The sequence below is a fragment of the Citrobacter sp. Cpo030 genome (genome assembly GCF_030333005.1).
Lineage (GTDB): Bacteria > Pseudomonadota > Gammaproteobacteria > Enterobacterales > Enterobacteriaceae > Citrobacter > Citrobacter portucalensis.
In genome coordinates this window covers 36,040-58,119 of record NZ_JAOWGT010000068.1, presented here as the reverse complement: position 1 = coordinate 58,119, position 22,080 = coordinate 36,040, and the positions used below count along the sequence as shown (strand labels likewise).

The window sequence follows — 22,080 nt, the reverse complement described above, 5'->3', positions numbered from 1 at the left end:
CCTGATACGGTCGTAGGCCTGATAAGCGCAGCGCATCAGGCATATTTCCGGACGATGCGAACGTAGGCCTGATAAGCGCAGCGCATCAGGCGTCAGCCATTTCTGCTTTCAACTCTGCCAGCGTCTTCGCACCGTCTATCGCATTCGCGCACAGCAAGCTTGCCCGCGCACAGGCGTGTGCCAACCTGACGCTGTCCGTCAGCGACCAGCGCTCATGACAGCCATACAAAAATCCAGCGCAAAACGCATCTCCCGCCCCGACGCTGCCAACGATCTCCTCCTGCGCCAGGTACTGCGACGGGATCCAGACGCCCGGCACATCCGGCGCTTCACCCCAGGCACCTTCCGGACAGTGGATCACCACCCGCTGGCGCACGCCTGCATTCAATAATTCGTGTGCGGCGGTGGCGATGTGCGCAATATGCAGTTCGCCGTTGGGCTGGCGGATCTCCAGCCCGCTGAACTCCCCGGCTTCCAGCTCGTTAATCACCAGATAGTCGAGATGGCGCAGGGCTGGCATTACCAGTGGTTGGTAGCGCGGGTCGCCCTTGCGTGAGACCAGATCCAGCGACGTTTCAAAGCCGTTGTCGCGCATTTGTGCCAGCAGCCGTGCGCTACGCGTCCCGTACTCCTCATCCGGCATGTCCAGACTGTCGAGCAGCAGCAGATAACCCAGATGGAAGATTTTCATCGAGGTATCCAGTTGCTCAAACGCGGGCAGATCGAGTAGCCGATTGGCTCCCGGTGAGTGGAAAAAGGTGCGCTGACCGCTGGGATCGGTCATCACCTGCGACATCGACGTGGGGGCGAATGTGGTGCGCTGCACGTGTTGGCGATTAACGTGATACTGCTCCAGCATCGCCATGATGTAGTCGCCGTCGCTGTCCTGACCGATTAACCCCACCGCCTGCAACGGCAGCCCAGTGTGCATTTTTGCCAGCGTCAGCAGCACATTAAGCGGCGCACCGCCCGTGGCGCGTTCGCTACGGGTGATTTCCGCCAGCCAGCCACGTTCCGGCCACTGCACAATTTGATGCACGTGATCGACCAGCATGTTGCCTGCGGCGATAACGCCTTTGCGTTCCATCAGACCCGTCCCGCGCTGCCAAAAATGCGCATCTGTTCCGAAACGGTATCGGTAATGGCCTCTTCAATGCCGAGCAGCAGTTCGGCGAATTCGTCGTACAGCGGCTGGCGATTCGCCATCCGTGTTTCTACCGCTGACAGCGCCGCCTGCGACATGCCGGTATAGAAGTTGATTTTGTGAATGCCGAGTTCAATCGCGCGCTTGAAATCGTCGTCGCTGATACCGGAGCCGCCATGCAGTACCAGCGGGATTGCCGCCTGCTGGCGAATGGCGTCCAGACGCGGGAAGTCGAGCAGCGGTTCGCCTTTATATTTGCCGTGGGCATTGCCAATGGCGACCGCCAGTGCGTCAATCCCGGTTCTGTCGACGAAATCACGCGCCATCATCGGGTCGGTAAACAGCGACTCGTCGGCATGGCCGTACAGCGCGCCGCCCTCATCACCACCCACCGCGCCCAGTTCGGCTTCCACCGATACGCCGACGGCGTGGCACATCTTTACCACTTCTCGGGTCTGGCGGATATTTTCTTCATACTCCAGCGTGGAGCCATCGAACATTACTGAACTGAACCCTAAGCGTAGTGCCCGAACCACCGACTCAAAGTGCAGGCCGTGGTCAAGGTTCAACACCACCGGAATGTCATGCCGTGCGGCTTCGAATTTGACCGCTTCGACCAGAGAATCCAGCGAGATATATTTAAAGTGCACCTCGGCGATGTTGATGATAAACGGCGAACGTTCTTGCTTTGCCGCGGCAAACAGCGCACGCAGGAAGTGTGAATCCAGAACGTTAAACGCCCCTAAGGCATAGCGATGCTCACGGGCATGGGCAAGGCCATCAGCGAGAGATATCAACGGCATAATGCGCTCCTTGGTTAGCGGAACAGGCGATATTCGTTACACAGCACCAGCTGCGCAGGTTCGTCTTCTTCAATGTCGTTATAGCGGGCGATCGGTTGCAAAAAGTGGTTATCGTGGTCGTCGTCATTAACAGAAGAAACCTCGCCGACCAGCACGTCGCCAAAACCTTTTTCCGCCCAGAAGCTGTGATACAGGCCCGGTGGCAGGCAGATGCTTTCACCCGGCGTCAGGCGCAACTGACTGCCTGCCGCATGGGTTTGCCGACAGCCGTCAATCACCACGCTTACGTCGGTCTGCTCCGTTTGCTCCCGGATCCCCGCATTCCACAGTTCCACTATTAAATTGCCGCCGCCGCGATTGATAATGTCTTCGCGCTTGCGCCAGTGAAAATGCATCGGCGTGACCTGCGCATCGCGAACATGCATGATTTTCTCGGCGTAGCATTTCTCGTAAGGCATGCCTTTTGGCGAGCCATTACGCAGGGTGAACAGCGTTAAGCCTTGCGCGGCGAAATTGTTTCCGCCAAACGCAGTGACATCCCAACCGAGTTTGAGGTCGAAAACTTCGCTCCAGGCAGCGGCATCAAGCTTGCGCCATTGGGTCGGCGGGAAACTGGCAAAAGGGGGGAGGTGCACGTCGTGCTGAGAGAAAAACTGGCGCGTGTGGCCAAGGATCTCGTTTATTGCGGAGCGTTTCATTGATTCTCCTGTGGCTGATAAGATGACCTTTATGCGGCCCTCTCTCAAAGGGAGAGGGAGAAAACCAAAATCTTCCTGGTGAACACATGGGCATAATCCAGTTACCTCTCCCCTCACAGCAGAATAGGGAATAGTTATATTTTATTGTGTTTTTTTATGGAAGGATGTGATTTATTCAATAAAATAATAAATAAAAAGGCTGTTTTCATAAATGTTATTAAAAATCATTGCCTTAATACTTGTTTTTTTAGTCGCGCCTCAGTTTTTGGAACCATTTGGATGTGATTATTGGATTGTTGCCTTACGATGAAAAAACGAATGCTGGGCTATATAAACCGTTTTGTTAGAAAATGATGTCATTGAATCTAAATTCGCGCCAGTTAATCGTTTATTTATATGTAAGGATTATATTACACGTTTAACTAATAATAATTATTTCACTTTCCAGATTTGTTTCCAGTAAAAAAATAACCCTTTTTTTATTATTGTTGATATGCTGACTGGACTTTATTTCTTATGTATTACTTTCTTTTGGTAAGGGATGCGATAATGAAAAAAGGGTCGAGTTTCTATAATCTGGAAGGTATAGTTTCAGAGGAGAGTATTAATAAGTATTTATTCTCTGTTAGGGACGAGGGTAAGTTAGGGTTGCTGGATGTTGAAACAATTGAAGGTCATGAAAATTTAAGTAAACCATACAGTTATAAAATCACATTTACATCAAAACAAAAAAACATCCCTCCTGACTCACTTCTTAACATTGAAGGCTCGCTGAAAATCAGAGTACCTAATCATAACTGGAATAAATATATTCAAGGTTCTGAGAAGTGGCTATATGAACGGCAAATTGAAGGCGTGATTACGTCATTTTCGCTTATTAGTACATCAGCGGATGAATCACTGTACGAAATCAGGCTGGAGCATAAGCTGGCATTACTCTCACGACGCAAGCGTTCGGCTATTTACCTGAACATAAATGTGCCGAAACTGGTCACGCAGATCCTCAAAGAACATGCTTTTGCCGATTATGAAATCGACTTTGATAATCTTGTTTGTATCTATCCCAACCGGGAAATGATCGTCCAGTGGGAGGAGTCGGATTTAGCGTTTATCAGCCGCATCCTGTCAGAAGTTGGGATCTGGTTCAGGATCGCAAATCATCATGCTGTTTCGCACATTATGGTGGTTATCTTCAGTGATTCACAATGCCAGTACATTTTTGATCAAAAGATTATGCACTCATCCCACGCAGGGCTGACATCAAATGATTATTCGATCGATAAGCTGGTATCAAAGCACAACGTTGTCTCGGCAGACGTTAGGGCGAAGAACTTTGATTACAGGCTGGCAAACTCGCTGATGCTAAATGCTGACGCCGATGTGTCTGCGGAAAGGGCTACGACATATGGCACAGAGTATCGCTATGCGGATATCCATCATCAGCCGGGATCGCAATTTGCCGAGGTGCAGCCAGGTGAATCCAGCTGGTTCTATGCCAAACTGCATCACGAAATTATTCTTAATAATCAGTCCATTTTAAACGGTGTGACCACCAGTCCGTCGATCGTGCCGGGGATGGTGCTGGAAATCGACGGTACCATTCCACATGCTTTCGCCTCTGGATTTGTGGTAACGGCAATGCGGGTGACGGGGAGGCGCGATGCAGCGCTCCAGTCCCGGCTTATCGGTATTCCCTACAGCCAGAACGTTTGTTTTCGACCTCAGCCGCTACCCCGGCCACGTATTGCGGGTACTGTTCCCGCGATCGTTTCATCATCAATAGACAATGACAAATATGCTCATATCGATGTGCAGGGTCGATATTGGGTGAAGTTTGATTTTGACCTCGACCAGCACAGGCAAGGTTATGAAAGCATGCCCGTTCGTCTGGCGCGGGTTTATGCCGGTGATACTTATGGTCATCACTTTCCGTTAATCCAGGGCACAGAGGTCGCCATTGCGTTTGAAGGCGGCGATCCGGAAAGACCTTTTATTGCGCACGCCCTGCATCATGCTCCAAAGCCTGACCCCGTCACCAGCCGCAATAATACCCGCAATGTCATCCGCACTGCGGGTTTTAATAAGCTGCGGATGGAGGATCGGCGCGGGCAGGAACACGTCAAACTGAGTACCGAGTACGGCAAAACGCAGTTGAATATGGGCCATCTGGTTGATGCTGGTGGTAAACCGCGCGGCGAAGGCGCAGAACTGCGCACCGATGACCGCGCGGTCCTGAGGGCGGCAAAGGGGATATTACTCACGACCGAGGCGCAGCCAAAAGCCCAGGGCAAGCAGCTTGATATGAGCGCAGTGGTTCAGCAGCTTCAGGACGCGCTTACGCTGGCAACGTCACTTCAGCAGAGCGCGCTGACGGCACAGGCGTTAAATGTCGAATTGGGGCCGCAGCAGCAGCTTAACGCTGCGCTTGAACAGCTTACCCGTTCGGGACTGGTGGCCTACGCCGATCACGGTATGGCCCTGCTGACACCACAAACGATGGCATTATCAGCAGACAAAGATTTGTCGCTAAACGCCGCCAGCAACGGCAGCTTTAACGTCTTTAAAAAACTCTCAATGGCCGTTGGACAGGGCCTGTCACTTTTCAGCAGAGCTATCGGAATCAAAATCATCGCCGCAAAAGATGATATTTCCGTCCAGGCGCAGCGCGGGGAAATGGGCCTGCTTTCTGATAAGCATTTTCATATTCAGAGTATGAACGGCAACGTGACCATCAGCGCCAGGAAGAATATCCAGCTTTTGTGCGGTGGTGGCGGTATCAGAATAAATGAAGACGGCTCAGTAAAAATATTCTCTCCCGCAAAAGTGCAGTTGAAAGGCACCACTCTTGACTGGAGCGGACCGGAGTCGGCAAAAGATAAAACCCCTGTCTTTCAGGAAGAACAGTTTCATCGCCGCATTAAATTACATGGCTCTGGCAACCCAGACGATGTTCTGAAAAATACAAAATTCAGACTGACTAAGGCATCAGGTGAAACCATTGAAGGCGCCACAGACGATGAAGGAATGACGCCGTTATTGGATATGACTGAAATGGACGAAATGAAAATGGAGATTTTGCCAAATGAGTAACAGTCCCTTTAATCCGCGGGTGGTGGCGACCGGTGTACAGGGCGTGCCTAAATCAACGGGCGGAAAAATGGCTGTCTGCGACGTGCCCGTTAAGTATCCCATGCCCTGTATTGTGATCCTTGTGCACGGTGTCAACGATGTTGGCGAGGCCTATCAGAATCAGGAGCAGGGGATCATTGCCGGCCTGAATGAACGTCTGGGCCGCACGGATATGTATCCGCATGAATGGCATCAGTACAAAATGGATATGGGCGATGGCGAGCAGCAGCAGGTGAAAATGCCCGGACGCAGCCCGGTCATTCCATTTTATTGGGGATATAAACCTGTCGATCATGCGACGTATATAGAAGACCAGCGGCGTTATCGCGAAGAACGGGCAAAATCAGGAGACGCCGCAAAACTGCCTTACAACGCCTATCAGGAAGATGACAACACAAAGCTGGAAAAGCTGGGGCATATTCCCCAAACCACCTTGAAATATCAGAATGATAATTTTGGCAACGTGCTGGATGATGTGTATGCGAAAGGCGGGGGTACCTTTGCCAATGCGACAACTACTATTCCGGATATGTTAGGCCCTGGTTCCGGCGGCCCTGCGAACGCTACGGCAGGATTTGCTTCATTTCATCTGAATGCTGGGGATTTTACGCACCCTATTTATGATAACCCGCACCGTATTTATCAGTTTTTTGCCGCGCAGCGGCTGGCTGATTTAATCCTGATGATTCGAAAAAATAAACCTACTGAAAACGACCCAATTAATATCATTGCGCACTCCCAGGGAACGATAATTACCATGCTGGCCAATATGCTGGTCAAAGCAGCAGGTGCCGATCCTGCCGATTGTGTGATCCTGAATCACTCTCCCTACGCACTGGAAAAAACGGCTGCTGAAGGTATGACGCCCGGACATCATCAAACGGATCGCGCCCGACAGCAGACGTTCCGCAATTTCTGCCAGTTGATGGCGACCAACGCCAGATATGGCAAGGGGGAATATCACACGCAGGCTGAGATCGATGAATTAGAAGGCGCGCTGTGCCTGAGTAAAACCAATTCTCAATGGCGCAAGAATAAACTCTATACGCGTAATAACTTTGGCAAGGTATATAACTATTTTTGCCCCAATGACAGTGTGGTTTCATTACTTAACGTCCAGGGGTTGGGCTGGCGGGGAGTCCCCCACGACATTGCCAGCGGCATAGACAATCTGCGCCAGCGGGTTTTCTGCGAAAATGGTCCGGAAATAGGCGGCAGCCCACTGAGCGTGCCTTTTGAAATGCCGGCGTTAAAAAAGGGTTGTTTTGATCAGGATACGCTGGCGACCAGACAATATACATTTGCGGATGTTGTTGTGAATGGTGAGCAGCTCCCCGTCACCTTCAGACACCAGTTACAGGGTGCGGGAAGTCAGTATAAATATTCGATAGCGCCGGGTTCACCCGATCAGGACATCTCATTTTCTGCAAAAGCCACGGTTATTGCGCGCACTGAAACCGACATCAGAACGCTGAGCGGGGCAGGTTTTGATTCTTTACAGCCGGGCCATGAATTAACGCCCACTGAACTTACGATGTTCTCCAAAAAATATGGTAAGCCTTATACCAAAGGCGTTGTTCTGGGCGGGGGATACAATAAGACCGTTCAGTTGATTTATGAAAAAACGCCGGATGAGCTGCAAAAAGAATGGCTGCAATCAGAGCAGGTTGGTTACAGCCAGCACTCTTCTATTGTTATGTCGAAAGATGCCCCCGTAAAAGCGATGGCCTTCGATCTGGCGGTGGGGATATGCGGGGCATTCGATCACCGCTGCGGAGAATTCTGGACCGAGCTACTCCTGCGCGGAGACTGGCGTATGAAGCGTAATGGTCTGCCAAAAACTGTGGATTATTATACAACGGGGATATTGAATAAAGCTGACACAAAAGATTACATGAATAGACCGGATGATATTTTACCGACAGGCGAGTTTGGCGTGGTTAACGAATATTGTCATTCAACAACGGTTAAACCTGCCAGACACAATGAAATATACAATACCGAGACTCCCAATCTGCAATGGGATATGCCAAAACCGCTTAACGTTTAAGGATAAATTATGAAACCAGGAATTATGGTAAGAGTATTAATCGGCGCAGTTTTACTATGCGCTATCACTGCCTGTACAAAAAAAACACCCTCACAGGTAATTTACCGGTTTGATGATAATCGCTACCTGGAGTTGATCGGTTATGATTGTGAAGGATATGTTGTTTACCATGACATAAAAAGAAAGATCCACAAATCAATTTATGGCAATCCAATCTATAGGGTTTTCTCGGGTGAGTTTATCCATCCCTCAGAACAGTACATACTTGTGCCTGAGTGGGAGCCAGGGGCATATAAAATATCTAAAGATTACGGACAAACATGGCAGGTCGCAACATATATGGCCCCTTTCCCAGCGCTGGAGAGAAACTCAGATGGTATTATGCGCGACTATCCTGAAGGAAAAGAAATAAAAAGAGTGGTGGTGGTCAATAACCAGGCGTTTATTTCCACAGCGCAGGACCATTTGTATATGAGTTCATATCCTTTTGACGACCCGCGTCTGGCGCCGGGTGGTCCGGGTATAGATTATCAATACTTTGATGACACCTATTATCTCTACAGGCCAGGCAAGCATAAATCCGGTGGCGAGTATGTGAATGCCCACATCAGACCTGAATCTCCAGGATATGCGTGGGGTATGGTTATTTTTATGAAACAAGGACTGGATAATCTTGTTGAGTCAGAAAAAGCGAATTATCAAAATCTGCCGGACAAAGAACCGGAGGTGGTGGGCTATAAGGGCTGGACCCGGATGTACTGCGATATGGATGCAGGGAAATAATCTGCAATGGGATATGCCAAAACCGCTTAACGTTTAAGGATGAATTATGAAACCAGGAATTATGGTAAGAGTATTAATCGGCGCAGTTTCACTATGCGCTATCACTGCCTGTACAAAAAAAACACCCTCGCAGGTTATTTATCGTTATGACGATAATCGTTATCTGGAGTTAAAAGGCTATTATTGTGAGGGAGCACTTTGGTATCACGATGGTAAAAAAAATATTCACAAAGAGTTAATTGATGGAAGATTTGCCTCCTTCAGACTTTTCTCGGGAAACTATATTCACCCTTCTGATAAATATATACTTATCCCAAACTGGGAGCCGACTGCTTATCTGATATCAAAAGATTATGGACAAACGTGGCAGGTAGCAACATATATGGCCCCTTTCCCGGCGCTGGAGAGAAACTCAGATGGTGTTATGCGTGACAGACCTGAAGGAAAAGAAATAAAAAGAGTGGTGGTAGTTAATAATCAGGCATTTATTACCACTGCACAGGGGCATTTGTATATGAGTTCATATCCTTTTGACGACTCGCGTCTGGCGCCGGGTGGTCCGGGTATAGATTATCAATACTTTGATGACACCTATTATCTCTACAGGCCAGGCAAGCATAAATCCGGTGGCGAGTATGTGAACGGCCATACCAGTCCTGAGTTTCCAGGTGCTGCGTGGGGAACGGTGGTGTTTATGAAAGCATCTTTAGCCCATTTAACGGAAGGTTATAAGGCCAACTATCAAAACCTGCCGGACAAAGAACCGGAGGTGGGTGGCTATAAGGGCTGGACCCGGATGCACTGCGATATGGATACAGGGAAATAATATGAAAGGTGTAATCAGGCTAAACGATCCGCTGGAAAATGGCGGATATGTCAATAAAGCTTCTGGTAGCAAGTTTATGGGAATTCCTGTCGCTTTACAGGGGGATACTGTGGTTTGTATTCTGCACAAAGGTACCTTCCCAATACTTGATTTTGAGCCAACCTGGACAATGGACGGCAAAGGCGTCGTTGTGGATGGCTGTAGGGCCGCATGTGGTTGTGCAATTAAAACCACACTGCCAACGGCGGGGACAAGCAAATGAGGAAATGGAAGATACCAAACAAGAATCCCTATGAAGAACCAGAAAAATTCCCGCTTAATATTATGCTGATCATTAGCTGTGCTATCTTTCTGTTTTTTATAACGTACAATATATTCAGCTGGTTGCAGGACAAGAAAGTTCCTGATGATCTGATATGGAATGCAATAGGTATCCCGTCGCTAATAGTATTAGCAATCTGGTGTGTGGTGGTAATCACTTACGGTGTTATATCTTTTCCATGTTACTATGCGGGTTATCTTGAGAAGTATGGTATGAACCAGTGGAAAAACTGGGCAATACGGGCATTGCCTCTTTTAGACTATTCATCCATTCTCCCGGTGCCTGAACTGGCATTAAAAATTCAGAAATTAGAGGGTGAAGCGCCAGAAGGTTCTGCAACGCCGTTACGAATTGATATTGAAGTTGACTCAATGGATGACGCCAGAGTTGATAAAGTACTAAGGCAGTTGATAGAGCCCCTCAAATGTTCTCTTGTCAGGGATTATCGGCCTTTTACTACCTGGCTATACGTTAAGGGAGCGGATGACACTATCGGCAATAGTTTCAAGGCGGTGCTGGCAAGTCTGAGCATCCCCAACGATAAGGTCGGAAAAATTAATATTCTTCACAAATGTCCTGATTATTTTTTAATAAATGAGTGGGTTGATTTAAATATTTCTGAAAATAACCTGGTTATTACCGTTGAATTGCATGATGAAAATAATGCTGATTTTTTTGAAAGTGCTAATGCCTTTATTTTTACCAATACACAACTGCTTAAAGATAAAGACACACCTTTATATTTATTACGCATGATGGACAGTACCCCTTACTATCTTGATGAAATCGTAAGTACATATCTTTCTGCACAGCAAGTTGATGTCAGTAAAATTAAAAAACTATGGTTCAACTCACTGGATAAGCAGTCAAAATTCGTATTGTTTAGTGGGATAGAAAACGCAAAAACGAGCATTTTGGCCGATAGTCGATATGAACTGGAGGCCGTCACTGGGCAAAGCACAGAGGTTCAGCGCTGGGTTGTATTAGCGTTGGCTGCGGATGCTGCAAAATATGGTCAAGGCCATCAGTTATTCGCCAGTACATCCGCAGATACTATTCAATCCGGTATAATAGCTGCTAAATATCCAGGATGCTGGCCTGCACTTGATAAGCTGGATTTCCATGATTATTGGAGAGTCATAAAATTGTGCGCAATTATTTTATGGTGTATGGGATTTGTAAGTCTCGTACCACTAGAACTGTTCCAAAGTCACCCCTGGTATACGTTTGCACCTTTGGTTATTGGTATTCTGGTTATTTACACGGCGGTTATGATTTTTTCTTTTATACTGAGTCATAATATAGAAGAGGAAATGGATATTTATTACTCTCAGTTTTTATGAGGTAAGCGCCCTGACGGGCGCTCTTGCTTCTTTGACTCTCTTTGTGGCAGGAGCCTTAGTCGGTTCAGGATTTATTTCACCGTCCAACCCTTATAACTGCCGACGTTGTTTTTATCGATCATCGTCACCGGGATCAGCACGGGTTCTTTCGGGGCGGGTTTCCCCTGCAATATGTCATAGCCGATTTCGACCGCTTTGGCAGCCATCACCTGCGGATCTTGTGCCGGAGTCGCCACAAATAGTGAGTTTTCGCGCTTCAGCGCTTCTTCACCGTCTGGGGATCCATCTACGCCGACAATAAAGAATTCGCTACGCTGCGCCTGTTTTGCCGCCAGATCGGCACCGATCGCTGTCGGATCGTTAATGGCGAATACACCGTCGATCTTCGGATTCGCCGCCAGCAGCGCGGTCATGATCTCCAGCCCGCCTTCGCGACTGCCTTTGGCGTTTTGGTTATGCGACAGCACCTTGATGTCAGGGTGGCGTTTAAACTCAGTCTGGCAGCCTTCCACGCGGTTCTGGACGGCGGAAACCGGTGGCCCGTTGATGATGACGACGTTGCCTTTGCCTTTCAGGCGGTCGGTAATGTATTTACAGGCCATTTCACCTGCCTGGGTGTTATCGGAGGTAATGGTCGCGTCTGCGCCTTCCGCTGCCACGTCAACGGCAACCACCACGATCCCGGCGTCTTTCGCGCGTTTTACCGCCGGGCCGATGCCCTTGGAGTCGGCGGCGTTAAGGATAATCATGTCGACTTTGGCGGCAATAAAGTTGTCGATCTGCGACACCTGTTGCCCCAAATCGTAACCGCTGGAAACCAGCGTTACTTTAACGCTATCACCTGCCAGCTTGCGTGCTTCCAGCTCCGCACCTTTGGTGATCTGCACGAAGAACGGGTTGGCCAGATCGCCCACCGTAACGCCAATCGATTTCAGTTCTTTTGCCTGCACAAACGGAGCTGCAGCAAGCAGGGCGCCAGCACAGAGCGCGGTCACTAATGGCTTCAAACGCATACTCGTTTCCTCACGTAGGGTATTGTTGTTATACGCCTGATGGCGCTGCGCTTATCAGGCCTACGAATGAGCAGGCCAGTAAGCTTGTCTATGCACTTTGATGGTGTCGGGTACGGTATTTGTCGATTAGCACCGCTATGATGATCACCGCCCCTTTGATCACCAGTTGCCAGAAATAGGAGACGCCCATTAGCGTCATGCCGTTATTGAGCGTGGCGATTATCAACGCCCCCACCAGCGTGCCGGTGATGGTGCCGATCCCGCCAACAAAGCTGGTGCCGCCGAGGATCACCGCCGCGATGGCGTCCAGCTCGTAACCCATACCTAAGTTGCCGTTGGCGCTATACAGCCGCGAGGCGCTCATCACCCCGCCAAGACCTGAGAGCAAACCGCTCATGCCGTAGACGAACAGCAGCACCAGCCACACTTTGATCCCGGTTAAACGTGCGGCCTGCATATTGCCGCCGACCGCGTAGATATGAACGCCGAGCGTGGTGCGGCGCAGAATGAACCAGCACACCACCACCACCGCCAGCGCAATGACCACCAGCCACGGAACCGGGCCGAGATAGTTGTTACCGATCCACTCAAAGCTGATATTGGAGTTAATCACCGTTGTACCGTCGGCCAGCAGATAGGCCACGCCGCGCAGCGCCGTATAGGTTCCAAGCGTGACGATAAACGGCGGTAGTCCGGCAAAAGCGACCAGCGCGCCGTTAAATAATCCCAGCACCAGGCCGAGCATAAGCGCCGCCGGAATTGACAGCATGGCAAGCTCAGGAATAAGAGAAACGACCATGGCTGCGACGGCGGTGGTGCCGAGAATCGAGCCAACCGAGAGGTCGATTCCGCCGGTCAAAATAATGAAGGTCATGCCAGCCGCCAGCACGATGTTGATCGACGCCTGACGGGTTATATTCAGCAGGTTGCTTTCGGTAAAAAAGTTGGGCGCGATAAAGCCAAATACCGCCACAATCAGGATGAGAATCGGTAAGATGCCGACTGTTTGCATCAGATCGCTCATCAGCATTCTTTTCGCGGAGGCGGATTTCGCCACCTGCTGGGGAGGGGTTGGATTATTCATGGGGCACCGCCTGATGGTGGGAGTCGTTCACGCCGGTAGCCAGCGTCATAATATTTTCCTGGGTAATACTTTGTCCGTTCAGCTCGCCGGCAATGCTTCCTTCCCGCATGACGTACACGCGATCGCTCATGCCGACGACTTCCGGCAGTTCGCTGGAGATCATCAGGATCGCTACGCCTTTGCGCGCCATATCGTTCATGATCCGGTAGATCTCGCTTTTGGCGCCAACATCCACGCCGCGCGTGGGTTCATCGAGGATCAAAATACGTGGGCCGATCGCGACCCAGCGTGAAATCAGCAGTTTTTGCTGATTTCCGCCAGACAGCCCGCCCGCGCGTACCTGTGCGTGCGGCACGCGGATGTTGAGCAGCTTGATGGCGTCATCGGAAATAGCCTGCGCCTTTTTGCGATCGAGCATGCCCCAGTTGGCGTCACGCTCCAGCGTTGCCATGGTGATGTTTTCTGCCGCTGCCAGCTCTAAAAATAATCCCTGCTCTTTGCGGTTTTCCGTCAGAAAGCCAATGCCGTGGTCAATCGCCTCGCGCGGGGAGTGGATCACTACCGGTTCACCGTCTACTTCAATCATGCCGCCGATGGCTTTACGCACGCCAAAAATCAACTGAGCCAGCTCAGAACGCCCGGCACCGACTAACCCGGCCAGGCCGACGATCTCCCCGGAGCGTACCAGCAAACTGCACGGCTGCACTTTGTTGCCATCAGTCAGGTGATGAACGTTGAGGCGCGCTTTACCTAAGGGAATGTCGCGCTCTTTGTTGAACAGATCGCTCAACGGACGGCCCACCATCATGCGCACCAGCTCCGAGGCGTTGAGCTTGTCGCGGGTCAGACTGCCAACATATTGCCCGTCGCGCAGGACGCTGACGCGGTCCGAGAGTTCGTACACTTCCGCCATGCGGTGGCTGATGTAGATAATCGCCATCCCCTCATCGCGCAGGCGCATGATCAGTTCAAACAGGCGGTGGGTTTCACGTGAGGAGAGGGCGGCGGTGGGTTCATCCATTACCAGAATGCGGCTTTTACGGTGCAGGGCACGGGCAATTTCCACCTGCTGCTGTTCGGCGATGGTCAACGTCATCACACGGTCGCTGGCCTTAAACTGGGCACCGAGTCGGTCGATGACTTTCTGTGACTGCATCACCATCTCTTTACGCTGGACCAGACCGCCGCGCGACAGCTCGCTGCCAAGAAAGATATTTTCTGCCACTGTCAGGTTTGGCGCGAGCTGCATCTCTTGATAAATCAGCGTGATGCCTGCGCTAAGCGCGTCTTTTGGCCCGCGAATGTGGAACGGCTGACCGTCAATCAGGATCTCACCGCTGGTGGCGGTATAGGCCCCTGCGAGGATCTTCATCAGGGTACTCTTCCCCGCGCCATTCTCGCCCATCAGGGCATGAATCTCGCCCGGCCAGACCGTTAAATCGACCCCTTTCAGCGCGTAAAATTTGCCAAACGCTTTAGCAATGTTGCGCATCTCCAGAACCGGTGTCCTGCTCATGGCGGATCTCCTGTGGGGTGGCCGATATCAGCAGTCCATCACAGGAATGTAAATGCAAAATGTCAGAAGCCGTTCATATTTGTCATATTGCGATTTTTCTTCACGGAGCGTGATATGCCGCAACCGGGACGTCACTTTTTCGCCAGTGCGCGCGGACGATTGCTGTTCTTCAATCTGCTGGTGGTGGCGGTCACGCTGATGGTGAGCGGCGTGGCGGTGCTGGGTTTTCAGCACGCAAGCCAGATTCAGGAGCAGGTGCAGCAGCAAACCGTTGACGACATGACCGGCAGCATGAACCTGGCGCGCGATACGGCGAACGTGGCGACGGCGGCAGTGCGGCTGTCGCAGGTGGTCGGGGCGCTGGAATACAAAGGGGAAGCGGAGCGGCTGCAGGAGACGCAACGGGCGTTGAAGCGATCGCTGGAACAACTGGCTACCGCGCCGCTGGCGCAGCAGGAGCCGGTGCTGGTCGAGCGTATTATCCAGCGCAGTAATGAACTACAAAGCAGCGTAGAAGGGATGTTGCAGCGCGGACAGCGGCGGCATCTGGAGCGTAACGCGTTGCTCAGTTCTCTGTATCAAAATCAAAGCTATTTACGTCATCTGCAAAAGCTCATCGGCGCGCAGGATGATGTGCTGCTGGGGCAGATGGATCGCTTAATTGTTGCTGCCATCGACACGCCCACGCCGCGTTCGGTGGTGAAACAACTGGATGCGGTGATGCCTGCGCTTCCCTTGCGCCATGCTAGTCCGCTGATTAGCGGTATCCTCAACGACTTCAACCAGGAGCTGCATAAGCTGGAGCCGCTCTCTTCCGCGCTGGAGCAGAGCGATTTGGCCATCAACTGGTATATGTTTCATATCAAAGCGCTGGTGGCGATCCTCAACAGCGATATCAATCAGTATGCCTCGCAGGTGGCGCTGATCTCAGAGCAGCGGGTGGCGCAAAGCCATCAGGAACTGCAATCCGGCGCGTTGTTTATTTTAGTGTTTGCGCTGCTGGCGGTGGTGATCACCGGTTTTGCCGGGTGGTATATCTACCGCAATCTCGGCTCCAACCTGACGGCCATTTCGCGGGCGATGACCCGGCTGGCGCACGGTGAATCAGACGTCAGCGTCCCGGCCCTGCAGCGGCGCGATGAGCTGGGCGAGCTGGCCCGCGCCTTTAGCGTCTTTGCCCGGAATACGGCGTCGCTGGAGCACACCACCCGACTGCTAAAAGAAAAAACCAGCCAGATGGAAATCGACCGCACCGAGCGTCAGGGGCTGGAAGAAGCGCTGTTGCACAGCCAAAAGCTGAAGGCGGTGGGGCAACTGACGGGTGGATTAGCACATGATTTCAATAACCTGCTGGCGGTGATTATTGGCAGTCTGGATCTGGTGAATCCGGAGTCACCCGACGCGCCACGGGTCAATCGGGCGCTAAAAGCCGCCGAGCGCGGGGCGCTACTTACCCAACGCCTGCTGGCCTTTTCGCGCAAACAGTCGTTGCATCCCCATGCGGTGGAACTGAAAACGCTGCTGGAAAACCTGGGCGAACTGATGCGCCACTCTCTTCCGACCACGTTGACGCTGGAGATTGAAGCCCAGTCTCCCGCCTGGCCCGCGTGGATTGACGTCAGCCAACTGGAAAACGCCATTATCAATCTGGTGATGAACGCCCGTGACGCCATGGACGGGCAGGCGGGCACGATTAAAATCCGTACCTGGAATCAGCGGGTTACGCGCAGCGATGGGCGCAAGCAGGATATGGTGATGCTGGAGGTCGCCGACCAGGGGAGCGGGATGTCACAGGAGGTGAAAGCCCAGGTCTTCGAACCGTTTTTCACCACCAAACAGACCGGTAGCGGCAGCGGACTGGGGCTGTCGATGGTTTACGGTTTTGTACGCCAGTCCGGTGGTCGGGTAGAGATTGAAAGCGCTCCCGGGCAGGGAACGACGGTCAGGCTACAACTGCCTCGCGCCGTTGTGCCGGTGCAGGCTCAGGCAGAACCGGTGGCGGTACATGCGGCGAACAGCGGTGAAAAACTGGTGTTGGTGCTTGAAGATGAAGCCGATGTACGCCAGACGTTGTGCGAGCAGTTACACCTGCTGGGCTACCTGACGTTAGAGGCCGCCAACGGCGAACAGGCGATGCATATGCTGGCGGCTTCATCCGAGATTGATATTTTAATCAGTGACTTAATGCTACCAGGAGGGTTGAGCGGCGTGGATGTGGTGAATCATGCGCTGGCACATTATCCGCAGTTGTCCATCCTGCTGATAAGCGGTCAGGATTTACGTCCGGCGCATAACCCGGCGCTGCCGGATGTGGCGCTATTGCGTAAGCCTTTTACCCGGGGAGAACTGGCGCAGGCGCTGTGGCATTCGCGTAATTGAGATTCGTCCGCTACCCGCGCAAATACGCTTTGATTACCGTGGGGCGAGTTTCTTGATGAGGCTGGTTTTATGCAACGCTCCGCGACATTTCTTCTTTTTAGCTTGCTGTCACTGACCACCATGTCAGCGCAGGCGGATATTATCGATGACGCCATTGGTAATATTCAGCAGGCGATTAACGACGCATACAAACCGGACAACGGGCGGGATTATGATGACTCCCGTGATGAAAGCTGGCAGCGCCAGATGAGCGACGATCGGCGCAGGCAGTATGACAATCGCCGCCGCCAGTTTGAAGATCGACGTCGCCAACTGGATGACCGTCAGCGTCAGCTCGATCAAGAACGGCGTCAGTTAGAAGACGAAGAACGCAGAATGGAAGAAGATTACGATCGTTAGCGTAATCTTTCGCTGGCAAGGTTATAGACTTCACTACGCTCGCGTTTACCGACGGCAACGACCGCGATGACCAGGGTGTCGTCAATGACTTGATAAACAAGACGAAACCCTGATGTTCGTAGTTTGATTTTGTAGCAATCTTTTATTCCCCTGAGCTTTGCTGAAGGGACATGTGGATTTTCACAGCATTTCTTTAGTTTTTTGGCAAATTGCTGCTGAATGGCTTTATCAAGTTTTTGCCATTCTTTCAGCGCATCTTCCCTGAACTTTACCGTATAACTCATAAGTAGCTGTCCAGATCCACATCCACCAGGGGTTGTTGGCTTCGTTCATGGACTAATTTAACCAGCTGTTGGTCATCCAGTGCATCGAGCATTTTTTCGTAAAGCTCTGCTGGCACACAATAAAAGGCGGGTTGGTTACGGTTCAGGATTGCGACCGGAAACCCATCCCCTGCGTTAACAGTTGCCATCGGGTTCTTTTTCAGCTCACTCACACTGGCGGTGGTATCGCTTAAAATGATATGCGGCATAATCGCTCCTAAAGACCATTTAACTGGTCTTAGTATAGGATTTAAGAGACCTGTTAACAAGTCTTATTGTCCGGGAAATTAATCCAGCACAATCTCCATTCCGTCATATCCTGCCTCAAACCCTGCGGGAAGTGGATTTTCCATCATCCACAGGTCGAACTGATGGCTGATATGCGTCAGGATCACCCGTGGACAGCGGATAACCTCGTTCAAGGCGATAACGGTGTTTAAATCACAATGATTGCGCGGTGGCTCGGCGCGCGGGGCATGGCTGCAGTCGATGATAATCACCTGAGGCTGGTTATTATGGAGAAACTTCAACGTCTTGTCGGGAAGCCCGGCGGTATCGGAGAGCCACGCCACGCGGCTATGTGCGGTCTCCAGCAGATAACCAAACGTCAGCTTTGAATGGTTGAGCGGTAGCGGCGTTACCTGCAATCCTTGCAGATTAAACACCACAAACGGTGCCACGGTATGGCTAAAATCGAGGATGCCCGGATGCTTAAACAGATCGTCGCAACCCTGTTCATCCGGCGGACCGTACACCGGGATGGTCGTCCCCACGCCCCAACGTAGCGGAAACAATCCCTGTACATGATCCATATGATAATGGGTCAGCAGAAACTGCTGGAAGCTGCCCGCCGGCCAGTCGTCCATCAGATGCGGGATCCCCGCGTCCAGCAGCGTCACCGCATTATTGAACTTGACCACCCCGCTACATGGGCGTCGACGGTATTGTGCCTGTAAGCGTGCTCGTTGGCAGGCCGCGCAGTCGCAGCCAAATGTCGGCACTAGCTGTGCGCCGCCCGTTCCCGTCAGCGTAATGGTCAGACTCATGGCTCCCCCTACAACGGTTTGGTGAAGCGAAAATGGCTCATGGTATAGCCTTCACGCTGGTAAAAACGGTGTGCGTCAAGGCGTTGGGTGCTGGTGGAAAGTTCGGTGACTTCTGCGCCCGCTTCGCGCGCGGTGGCTTCGGCCCAGGCCAGTAACTGACTGCCGACCCTTAACCCTCGTGCCTGTGGCATCACCACCAGTTCCTGAATCTCGCCAATCCAGTTGGCGTGGTGCAGATGAAACTGCAGGTGCAGGCCGATCAAGCCGACGACCTGTCCGTCGAGCAGCGCCAGCTGGTAGTGCATATTGGGATCTTGCAGATTTGCGGCGTAGCCAGCGCTAAAGGCCTGCAGATCGAATTGGCCCTGCTTCAACTCACAGACAAGCGCGTAAACCGCATCGGTATCGTATAGCGTGGCGCGGCGTAATTCACAGACAGACATGTTTCTTCTCCTTGCGTCCCATCAGTGTGAGTAGTGTATCGACAGACTGTAGCAAACTTCCATCGTTGTTCAGGACGTGGCAGTCATACGGGGCGTAGCGGGCTGCGCGTTCAAGGCGGGCGGCGATTTCCGTTTCGCTCTCCCGTCCACGCGCCTGCAGGCGCTGGCGTAGAATCGCCGGGGAAACCTGTAAGCAAATGGGAAGTAAAGAAGCGCCGTAACGGGCCTGCGCCTGGGGCAGATGTGCGCGCGAGCCGTTGACCACCACATCAAAACCGGCGTGTAGCCAGAGGTCAATCTCCACGCCAACGCCGTAGTAGAAGCCGTTGGCGTGCCAGCTCAGCGCCAGCAGGTTTTGCCCGGCGCGGGTAAAAAACTCTGGTTCACTGAGCGCAATATGATTTTCATTCCCGGCGTTGGCGGCGCGGGTGATGTAACGGTGCGCTACCAGCAGTTGCGCCGGTTCCTGCTGGCGGAGTTCGGCCAGCAGACTGTCCTTACCGGAGCCGGATGGCCCCATCAGCCAGATCAGTTTACCCATAGTCAGAATACCCTTTTGCCCTGACGCCAGACGTGGTCGATATGGATGTTGCCGCCTTTGCGGTGTGCCAGCACCAGATCAGCGCGTTTGCCTTCGGCAACAACGCCACGATCGTCGAGATTTAATGCCCGTGCCGGATTGCGGGTCACCAGACGAATGGCCTGTGGCAGCGTAAAACGGTTGGTGTCGTCGTCCGCTACGCGAAACGCCGCATCGAGCAGGCTGGCGGGATAGTAGTCGGAGGAGAGAATATCCAAAAGCCCCAGCTCAGCCAGCTTATGCGCCGCTACGTTGCCGGAGTGAGAACCGCCGCGCACGATGTTGGGCGCGCCCATCAGCACGTTCATACCATGCTGGCGCGAGGCTTCAGCCGCTTCGAAGGTGGTGGGAAATTCGGCGATCACGCTGCCTAGCTGGTGCGATTCCAGCACATGATCATGGGTGGCATCATCATGGCTCGCCAGCGCAATCTGGCGCTCACGACACATCTGGGCAATCGCCGTGCGATTAGGCTGTGACCAACGCGCCGCCAGCGCTAACTGTTCTTCTTCATAGCGGGCCATCTGCTCGTCGGTGAGCGAATACTTACCTTGATAATACTCGCGGTACTTCTCGCGATTGGCGAACTGACGCTGGCCTGGCGAGTGATCCATCAGCGACACCAGCGTTACCGGCTCGCGGCTGACTAGTTTTTCAAACAGCGGCAGGGTAGTGTGATGCGGCAGCTCACAGCGCAGGTGCAGGCGATGCTCGGCGCGATTGACCCCGCGCTTTTGCGTCTCTTCGACCGCATTGATCATCTTCTCCAGATTTTCCAGACGGTCGCCGCCGTCGCGCACATCGCCAATTGCCACCGCGTCCAGTACGGTGGTAATGCCGCTGGCGACCATTAGCGCGTCGTGGCTGCTCATCGCCGAGTGGGCAGGCCAGTCTACCTTTGGGCGCGGGGTGAAAAATTTGTCGAGATTATCGGTATGCAGCTCGATAAGCCCTGGTAGCAGCCAGCCGCCTTCGCCGTCCAGCGCCTCAGGTAGGCTGCTCGGACTTTCTGCAAAGGTGCGAATGACCCCGCCCTCGATTTCCAGCGATCCTTGCACCACTTCATCTTCCAGCACCAGCTTTACATTATTGATAATCATGCTGTTGTTCCCATCAGATGCAGACGATCCGCGACGCGGTCGCGCACGGTTTGATCGTGAAAAATGCCGACAATTGCTGCGCCGCGGGCTTTCGCCTCTTCAATTAATGCGACGACGGCGGCGCTATTTTTGGCGTCCAGCGAGGCGGTAGGCTCATCAAGTAGCAGAATTGGGTAATCGACGATAAACCCGCGAGCGATGTTGACGCGCTGCTGTTCGCCGCCGGAAAAGGTCGACGGCGCCAGGTGCCACAACCGCTCCGGCACGTTCAGGCGGGTAAGCAGGTTAGCTGCTTTGGCTGCACACTCCTCACGGGAGACCCCCAGATCCAGCAGCGGTTGCATCACCACATCCAGCGCGGAAATCCTTGGGATCACGCGCAGGAACTGGCTCACCCAGCCGATGGTTGAACGGCGAACCTCCAGTACTTTGCGCGCCGGGGCCTGCACCAGATCGACCCATTCATCGCTGTGGCGGATGTGGATGCGTCCTTCATCCGGCAGGTAGTTGGCGTACAGCGAACGTAGCAATGTGGATTTTCCGCTTCCCGAGCGACCGTGCAGCACCACGCATTCGCCGCTTTTAACGTCCAGAGTGGCGTTTTGCAGCACCGGTAGACGCACGCCGTTTTGCTGATGCAGGACAAAGGTTTTACTGACATTTTCAACGCGGATCGCGTTCATTTTTAGCCTCTTTAGACATTTTTGCGTTCGATTGCCTGATGCGCTTCGCTTATCAGGCCTACAACCAATGCCGCTCCGTAGGCCGGATAAGGCGTAGCCGCCATCCGGCACAAGCGATGCCGCTCCGTAGGCCGGATAAGGCGTAGCCGCCATCCGGCACAAGCGATGCCGCTCCGTAGGCCGGATAAGGCATAGCCGCCATCCGGCACAAGCGATGCCGTTCCGTAGGCCGGATAAGGCGTAGCCGCCATCCGGCACAAGCGATGCCGTTCCGTAGGCCGGATAAGGCGTAGCCGCCATCCGGCACAAGCGATGCCGTTCCGTAGGCCGGATAAGGCATAGCCGCCATCCGGCACAAGCGATGCCGCTCCGTAGGCCGGATAAGGCGTAGCCGCCATCCGGCACAAGCGATGCCG

At 52.6% G+C, this 22,080-nt stretch carries 22 protein-coding genes; 8 read left to right on the top strand and 14 right to left on the bottom strand.

What is annotated here, in order from left to right; translation table 11 throughout:
- Positions 1-85 precede the first annotated feature (85 nt).
- From OGY37_RS15255 to OGY37_RS15245, 3 genes are read right to left on the bottom strand one after another with little or no spacing between them, the layout of a single operon-like run.
- Positions 86-1,090, bottom strand: coding sequence for a carbohydrate kinase family protein (locus OGY37_RS15255; RefSeq protein WP_122973898.1), 1,005 nt, complete (start codon positions 1,088-1,090; stop codon positions 86-88).
- Complete coding sequence (locus OGY37_RS15250; RefSeq protein ID WP_003826670.1) at positions 1,087-1,947, bottom strand: ketose 1,6-bisphosphate aldolase; 861 nt, start codon at positions 1,945-1,947, stop codon at positions 1,087-1,089. Before OGY37_RS15250 ends, OGY37_RS15255 begins: the two co-directional genes overlap by 4 nt.
- A 14-nt stretch (positions 1,948-1,961) precedes the next feature.
- Positions 1,962-2,645 carry a D-lyxose/D-mannose isomerase gene (locus OGY37_RS15245; RefSeq protein ID WP_126319504.1) on the bottom strand — a complete coding sequence of 228 codons (684 nt, stop codon included), beginning with the start codon at positions 2,643-2,645 and terminating at the stop codon, positions 1,962-1,964.
- Positions 2,646-3,161: 516 nt separating this feature from the next.
- Between OGY37_RS15245 and OGY37_RS15240 the strand changes: the two genes are divergently transcribed.
- The 6 genes from OGY37_RS15240 to OGY37_RS15215 are packed head-to-tail and all read left to right on the top strand — an operon-like array spanning position 3,162 to position 11,098.
- Positions 3,162-5,735 carry a type VI secretion system Vgr family protein gene (locus OGY37_RS15240; protein WP_286621161.1) on the top strand — a complete coding sequence of 858 codons (2,574 nt, stop codon included), beginning with the start codon at positions 3,162-3,164 and terminating at the stop codon, positions 5,733-5,735.
- Positions 5,728-7,824 (top strand): T6SS effector phospholipase Tle3 domain-containing protein, encoded by a 2,097-nt coding sequence (locus OGY37_RS15235; protein WP_286621160.1) that lies wholly within the window; start codon positions 5,728-5,730, stop codon positions 7,822-7,824. Before OGY37_RS15240 ends, OGY37_RS15235 begins: the two co-directional genes overlap by 8 nt.
- 9 nt (positions 7,825-7,833) lie before the next feature.
- Positions 7,834-8,607 carry a T6SS immunity protein Tli3 family protein gene (locus tag OGY37_RS15230; RefSeq protein ID WP_286621159.1) on the top strand — a complete coding sequence of 258 codons (774 nt, stop codon included), beginning with the start codon at positions 7,834-7,836 and terminating at the stop codon, positions 8,605-8,607.
- 46 nt (positions 8,608-8,653) lie between these two features.
- Positions 8,654-9,433 carry a T6SS immunity protein Tli3 family protein gene (locus OGY37_RS15225; RefSeq protein WP_286621157.1) on the top strand — a complete coding sequence of 260 codons (780 nt, stop codon included), beginning with the start codon at positions 8,654-8,656 and terminating at the stop codon, positions 9,431-9,433.
- A 1-nt stretch (position 9,434) separates the two neighbouring features.
- Positions 9,435-9,695, top strand: a complete 261-nt coding sequence (locus OGY37_RS15220) for a PAAR domain-containing protein (RefSeq protein WP_003826683.1) — start codon at positions 9,435-9,437, stop codon at positions 9,693-9,695.
- Positions 9,692-11,098 carry a KPHS_23130 family T6SS system protein gene (locus tag OGY37_RS15215; protein ID WP_286621155.1) on the top strand — a complete coding sequence of 469 codons (1,407 nt, stop codon included), beginning with the start codon at positions 9,692-9,694 and terminating at the stop codon, positions 11,096-11,098. The genes OGY37_RS15220 and OGY37_RS15215 overlap by 4 nt, the downstream gene beginning before the upstream one ends.
- Positions 11,099-11,169: 71 nt before the next feature.
- Here the strand turns inward: OGY37_RS15215 and OGY37_RS15210 are convergent, their stop codons facing one another.
- The 3 genes from OGY37_RS15210 to OGY37_RS15200 all read right to left on the bottom strand — a co-directional run bounded on the left by OGY37_RS15210 (position 11,170) and on the right by OGY37_RS15200 (position 14,711).
- Complete coding sequence (locus tag OGY37_RS15210; protein ID WP_003826688.1) at positions 11,170-12,111, bottom strand: ABC transporter substrate-binding protein; 942 nt, start codon at positions 12,109-12,111, stop codon at positions 11,170-11,172.
- 88 nt (positions 12,112-12,199) lie between these two features.
- The gene (locus tag OGY37_RS15205) at positions 12,200-13,195 is read right to left on the bottom strand and encodes an ABC transporter permease subunit (RefSeq protein ID WP_063941242.1); all 996 of its coding nucleotides are present in this window, start codon (positions 13,193-13,195) and stop codon (positions 12,200-12,202) included.
- Positions 13,188-14,711, bottom strand: coding sequence for a sugar ABC transporter ATP-binding protein (locus tag OGY37_RS15200; RefSeq protein WP_149281896.1), 1,524 nt, complete (start codon positions 14,709-14,711; stop codon positions 13,188-13,190). Before OGY37_RS15200 ends, OGY37_RS15205 begins: the two co-directional genes overlap by 8 nt.
- A gap of 114 nt (positions 14,712-14,825) precedes the next feature.
- Between OGY37_RS15200 and OGY37_RS15195 the strand changes: the two genes are divergently transcribed.
- Both OGY37_RS15195 and yjdP read left to right on the top strand, forming a co-directional pair.
- Complete coding sequence (locus OGY37_RS15195) at positions 14,826-17,090, top strand: hybrid sensor histidine kinase/response regulator (protein ID WP_286621153.1); 2,265 nt, start codon at positions 14,826-14,828, stop codon at positions 17,088-17,090.
- A 69-nt stretch (positions 17,091-17,159) separates the two neighbouring features.
- On the top strand, positions 17,160-17,489 hold the full coding sequence (gene yjdP, locus OGY37_RS15190; protein WP_275398412.1) for a DDRRRQL repeat protein YjdP: 330 nt from the start codon (positions 17,160-17,162) through the stop codon (positions 17,487-17,489).
- Here yjdP and OGY37_RS15185 read toward each other — a convergent pair.
- The 8 genes from OGY37_RS15185 to OGY37_RS15150 all read right to left on the bottom strand — a co-directional run.
- Positions 17,486-17,773 carry a type II toxin-antitoxin system RelE family toxin gene (locus tag OGY37_RS15185; protein WP_085049650.1) on the bottom strand — a complete coding sequence of 96 codons (288 nt, stop codon included), beginning with the start codon at positions 17,771-17,773 and terminating at the stop codon, positions 17,486-17,488. The two genes, yjdP and OGY37_RS15185, sit on opposite strands and share 4 nt — an antisense overlap.
- Complete coding sequence (locus OGY37_RS15180; protein WP_149281894.1) at positions 17,770-18,021, bottom strand: type II toxin-antitoxin system Phd/YefM family antitoxin; 252 nt, start codon at positions 18,019-18,021, stop codon at positions 17,770-17,772. Before OGY37_RS15180 ends, OGY37_RS15185 begins: the two co-directional genes overlap by 4 nt.
- 78 nt (positions 18,022-18,099) lie before the next feature.
- Positions 18,100-18,858: a phosphonate metabolism protein PhnP gene (phnP, locus tag OGY37_RS15175; protein ID WP_191234316.1), complete on the bottom strand. Its 759-nt coding sequence runs from the start codon at positions 18,856-18,858 to the stop codon at positions 18,100-18,102.
- A gap of 8 nt (positions 18,859-18,866) precedes the next feature.
- A complete protein-coding gene (gene phnO, locus OGY37_RS15170; RefSeq protein WP_126319498.1) occupies positions 18,867-19,301 on the bottom strand; it encodes an aminoalkylphosphonate N-acetyltransferase in 435 nt (144 codons plus the stop codon).
- Positions 19,288-19,842 (bottom strand): ribose 1,5-bisphosphokinase, encoded by a 555-nt coding sequence (gene phnN / locus OGY37_RS15165; RefSeq protein ID WP_149281892.1) that lies wholly within the window; start codon positions 19,840-19,842, stop codon positions 19,288-19,290. Before phnN ends, phnO begins: the two co-directional genes overlap by 14 nt.
- A 2-nt stretch (positions 19,843-19,844) precedes the next feature.
- Positions 19,845-20,981 carry an alpha-D-ribose 1-methylphosphonate 5-triphosphate diphosphatase gene (gene phnM, locus OGY37_RS15160; RefSeq protein WP_286621149.1) on the bottom strand — a complete coding sequence of 379 codons (1,137 nt, stop codon included), beginning with the start codon at positions 20,979-20,981 and terminating at the stop codon, positions 19,845-19,847.
- A complete protein-coding gene (gene phnL / locus OGY37_RS15155) occupies positions 20,978-21,664 on the bottom strand; it encodes a phosphonate C-P lyase system protein PhnL (RefSeq protein WP_286621147.1) in 687 nt (228 codons plus the stop codon). The genes phnM and phnL overlap by 4 nt, the downstream gene beginning before the upstream one ends.
- 11 nt (positions 21,665-21,675) lie before the next feature.
- On the bottom strand, positions 21,676-22,080 hold a 405-nt coding region (locus OGY37_RS15150; RefSeq protein ID WP_286621145.1), incomplete at its 5' end, for a hypothetical protein.

Bases quoted from the DNA above. Each gene is read 5' to 3' on its own strand.
- phnO (WP_126319498.1), bottom strand. From the start codon at position 19,301: ATGTCTGTCTGTGAATTACGCCGCGCCACGCTATACGATACCGATGCG.
- OGY37_RS15210 (WP_003826688.1), bottom strand. From the start codon at position 12,111: ATGCGTTTGAAGCCATTAGTGACCGCGCTCTGTGCTGGCGCCCTGCTT.
- OGY37_RS15235 (WP_286621160.1), top strand. From the start codon at position 5,728: ATGAGTAACAGTCCCTTTAATCCGCGGGTGGTGGCGACCGGTGTACAG.
- OGY37_RS15230 (WP_286621159.1), top strand. From the start codon at position 7,834: ATGAAACCAGGAATTATGGTAAGAGTATTAATCGGCGCAGTTTTACTA.
- phnL (WP_286621147.1), bottom strand. From the start codon at position 21,664: ATGAACGCGATCCGCGTTGAAAATGTCAGTAAAACCTTTGTCCTGCAT.
- phnP (WP_191234316.1), bottom strand. From the start codon at position 18,858: ATGAGTCTGACCATTACGCTGACGGGAACGGGCGGCGCACAGCTAGTG.
- OGY37_RS15240 (WP_286621161.1), top strand. From the start codon at position 3,162: ATGTATTACTTTCTTTTGGTAAGGGATGCGATAATGAAAAAAGGGTCG.
- phnM (WP_286621149.1), bottom strand. From the start codon at position 20,981: ATGATTATCAATAATGTAAAGCTGGTGCTGGAAGATGAAGTGGTGCAA.
- OGY37_RS15245 (WP_126319504.1), bottom strand. From the start codon at position 2,645: ATGAAACGCTCCGCAATAAACGAGATCCTTGGCCACACGCGCCAGTTT.
- phnN (WP_149281892.1), bottom strand. From the start codon at position 19,842: ATGGGTAAACTGATCTGGCTGATGGGGCCATCCGGCTCCGGTAAGGAC.
- OGY37_RS15200 (WP_149281896.1), bottom strand. From the start codon at position 14,711: ATGAGCAGGACACCGGTTCTGGAGATGCGCAACATTGCTAAAGCGTTT.
- OGY37_RS15250 (WP_003826670.1), bottom strand. From the start codon at position 1,947: ATGCCGTTGATATCTCTCGCTGATGGCCTTGCCCATGCCCGTGAGCAT.
- OGY37_RS15205 (WP_063941242.1), bottom strand. From the start codon at position 13,195: ATGAATAATCCAACCCCTCCCCAGCAGGTGGCGAAATCCGCCTCCGCG.
- OGY37_RS15215 (WP_286621155.1), top strand. From the start codon at position 9,692: ATGAGGAAATGGAAGATACCAAACAAGAATCCCTATGAAGAACCAGAA.
- yjdP (WP_275398412.1), top strand. From the start codon at position 17,160: ATGCAACGCTCCGCGACATTTCTTCTTTTTAGCTTGCTGTCACTGACC.
- OGY37_RS15225 (WP_286621157.1), top strand. From the start codon at position 8,654: ATGAAACCAGGAATTATGGTAAGAGTATTAATCGGCGCAGTTTCACTA.
- OGY37_RS15220 (WP_003826683.1), top strand. From the start codon at position 9,435: ATGAAAGGTGTAATCAGGCTAAACGATCCGCTGGAAAATGGCGGATAT.
- OGY37_RS15185 (WP_085049650.1), bottom strand. From the start codon at position 17,773: ATGAGTTATACGGTAAAGTTCAGGGAAGATGCGCTGAAAGAATGGCAA.
- OGY37_RS15195 (WP_286621153.1), top strand. From the start codon at position 14,826: ATGCCGCAACCGGGACGTCACTTTTTCGCCAGTGCGCGCGGACGATTG.
- OGY37_RS15180 (WP_149281894.1), bottom strand. From the start codon at position 18,021: ATGCCGCATATCATTTTAAGCGATACCACCGCCAGTGTGAGTGAGCTG.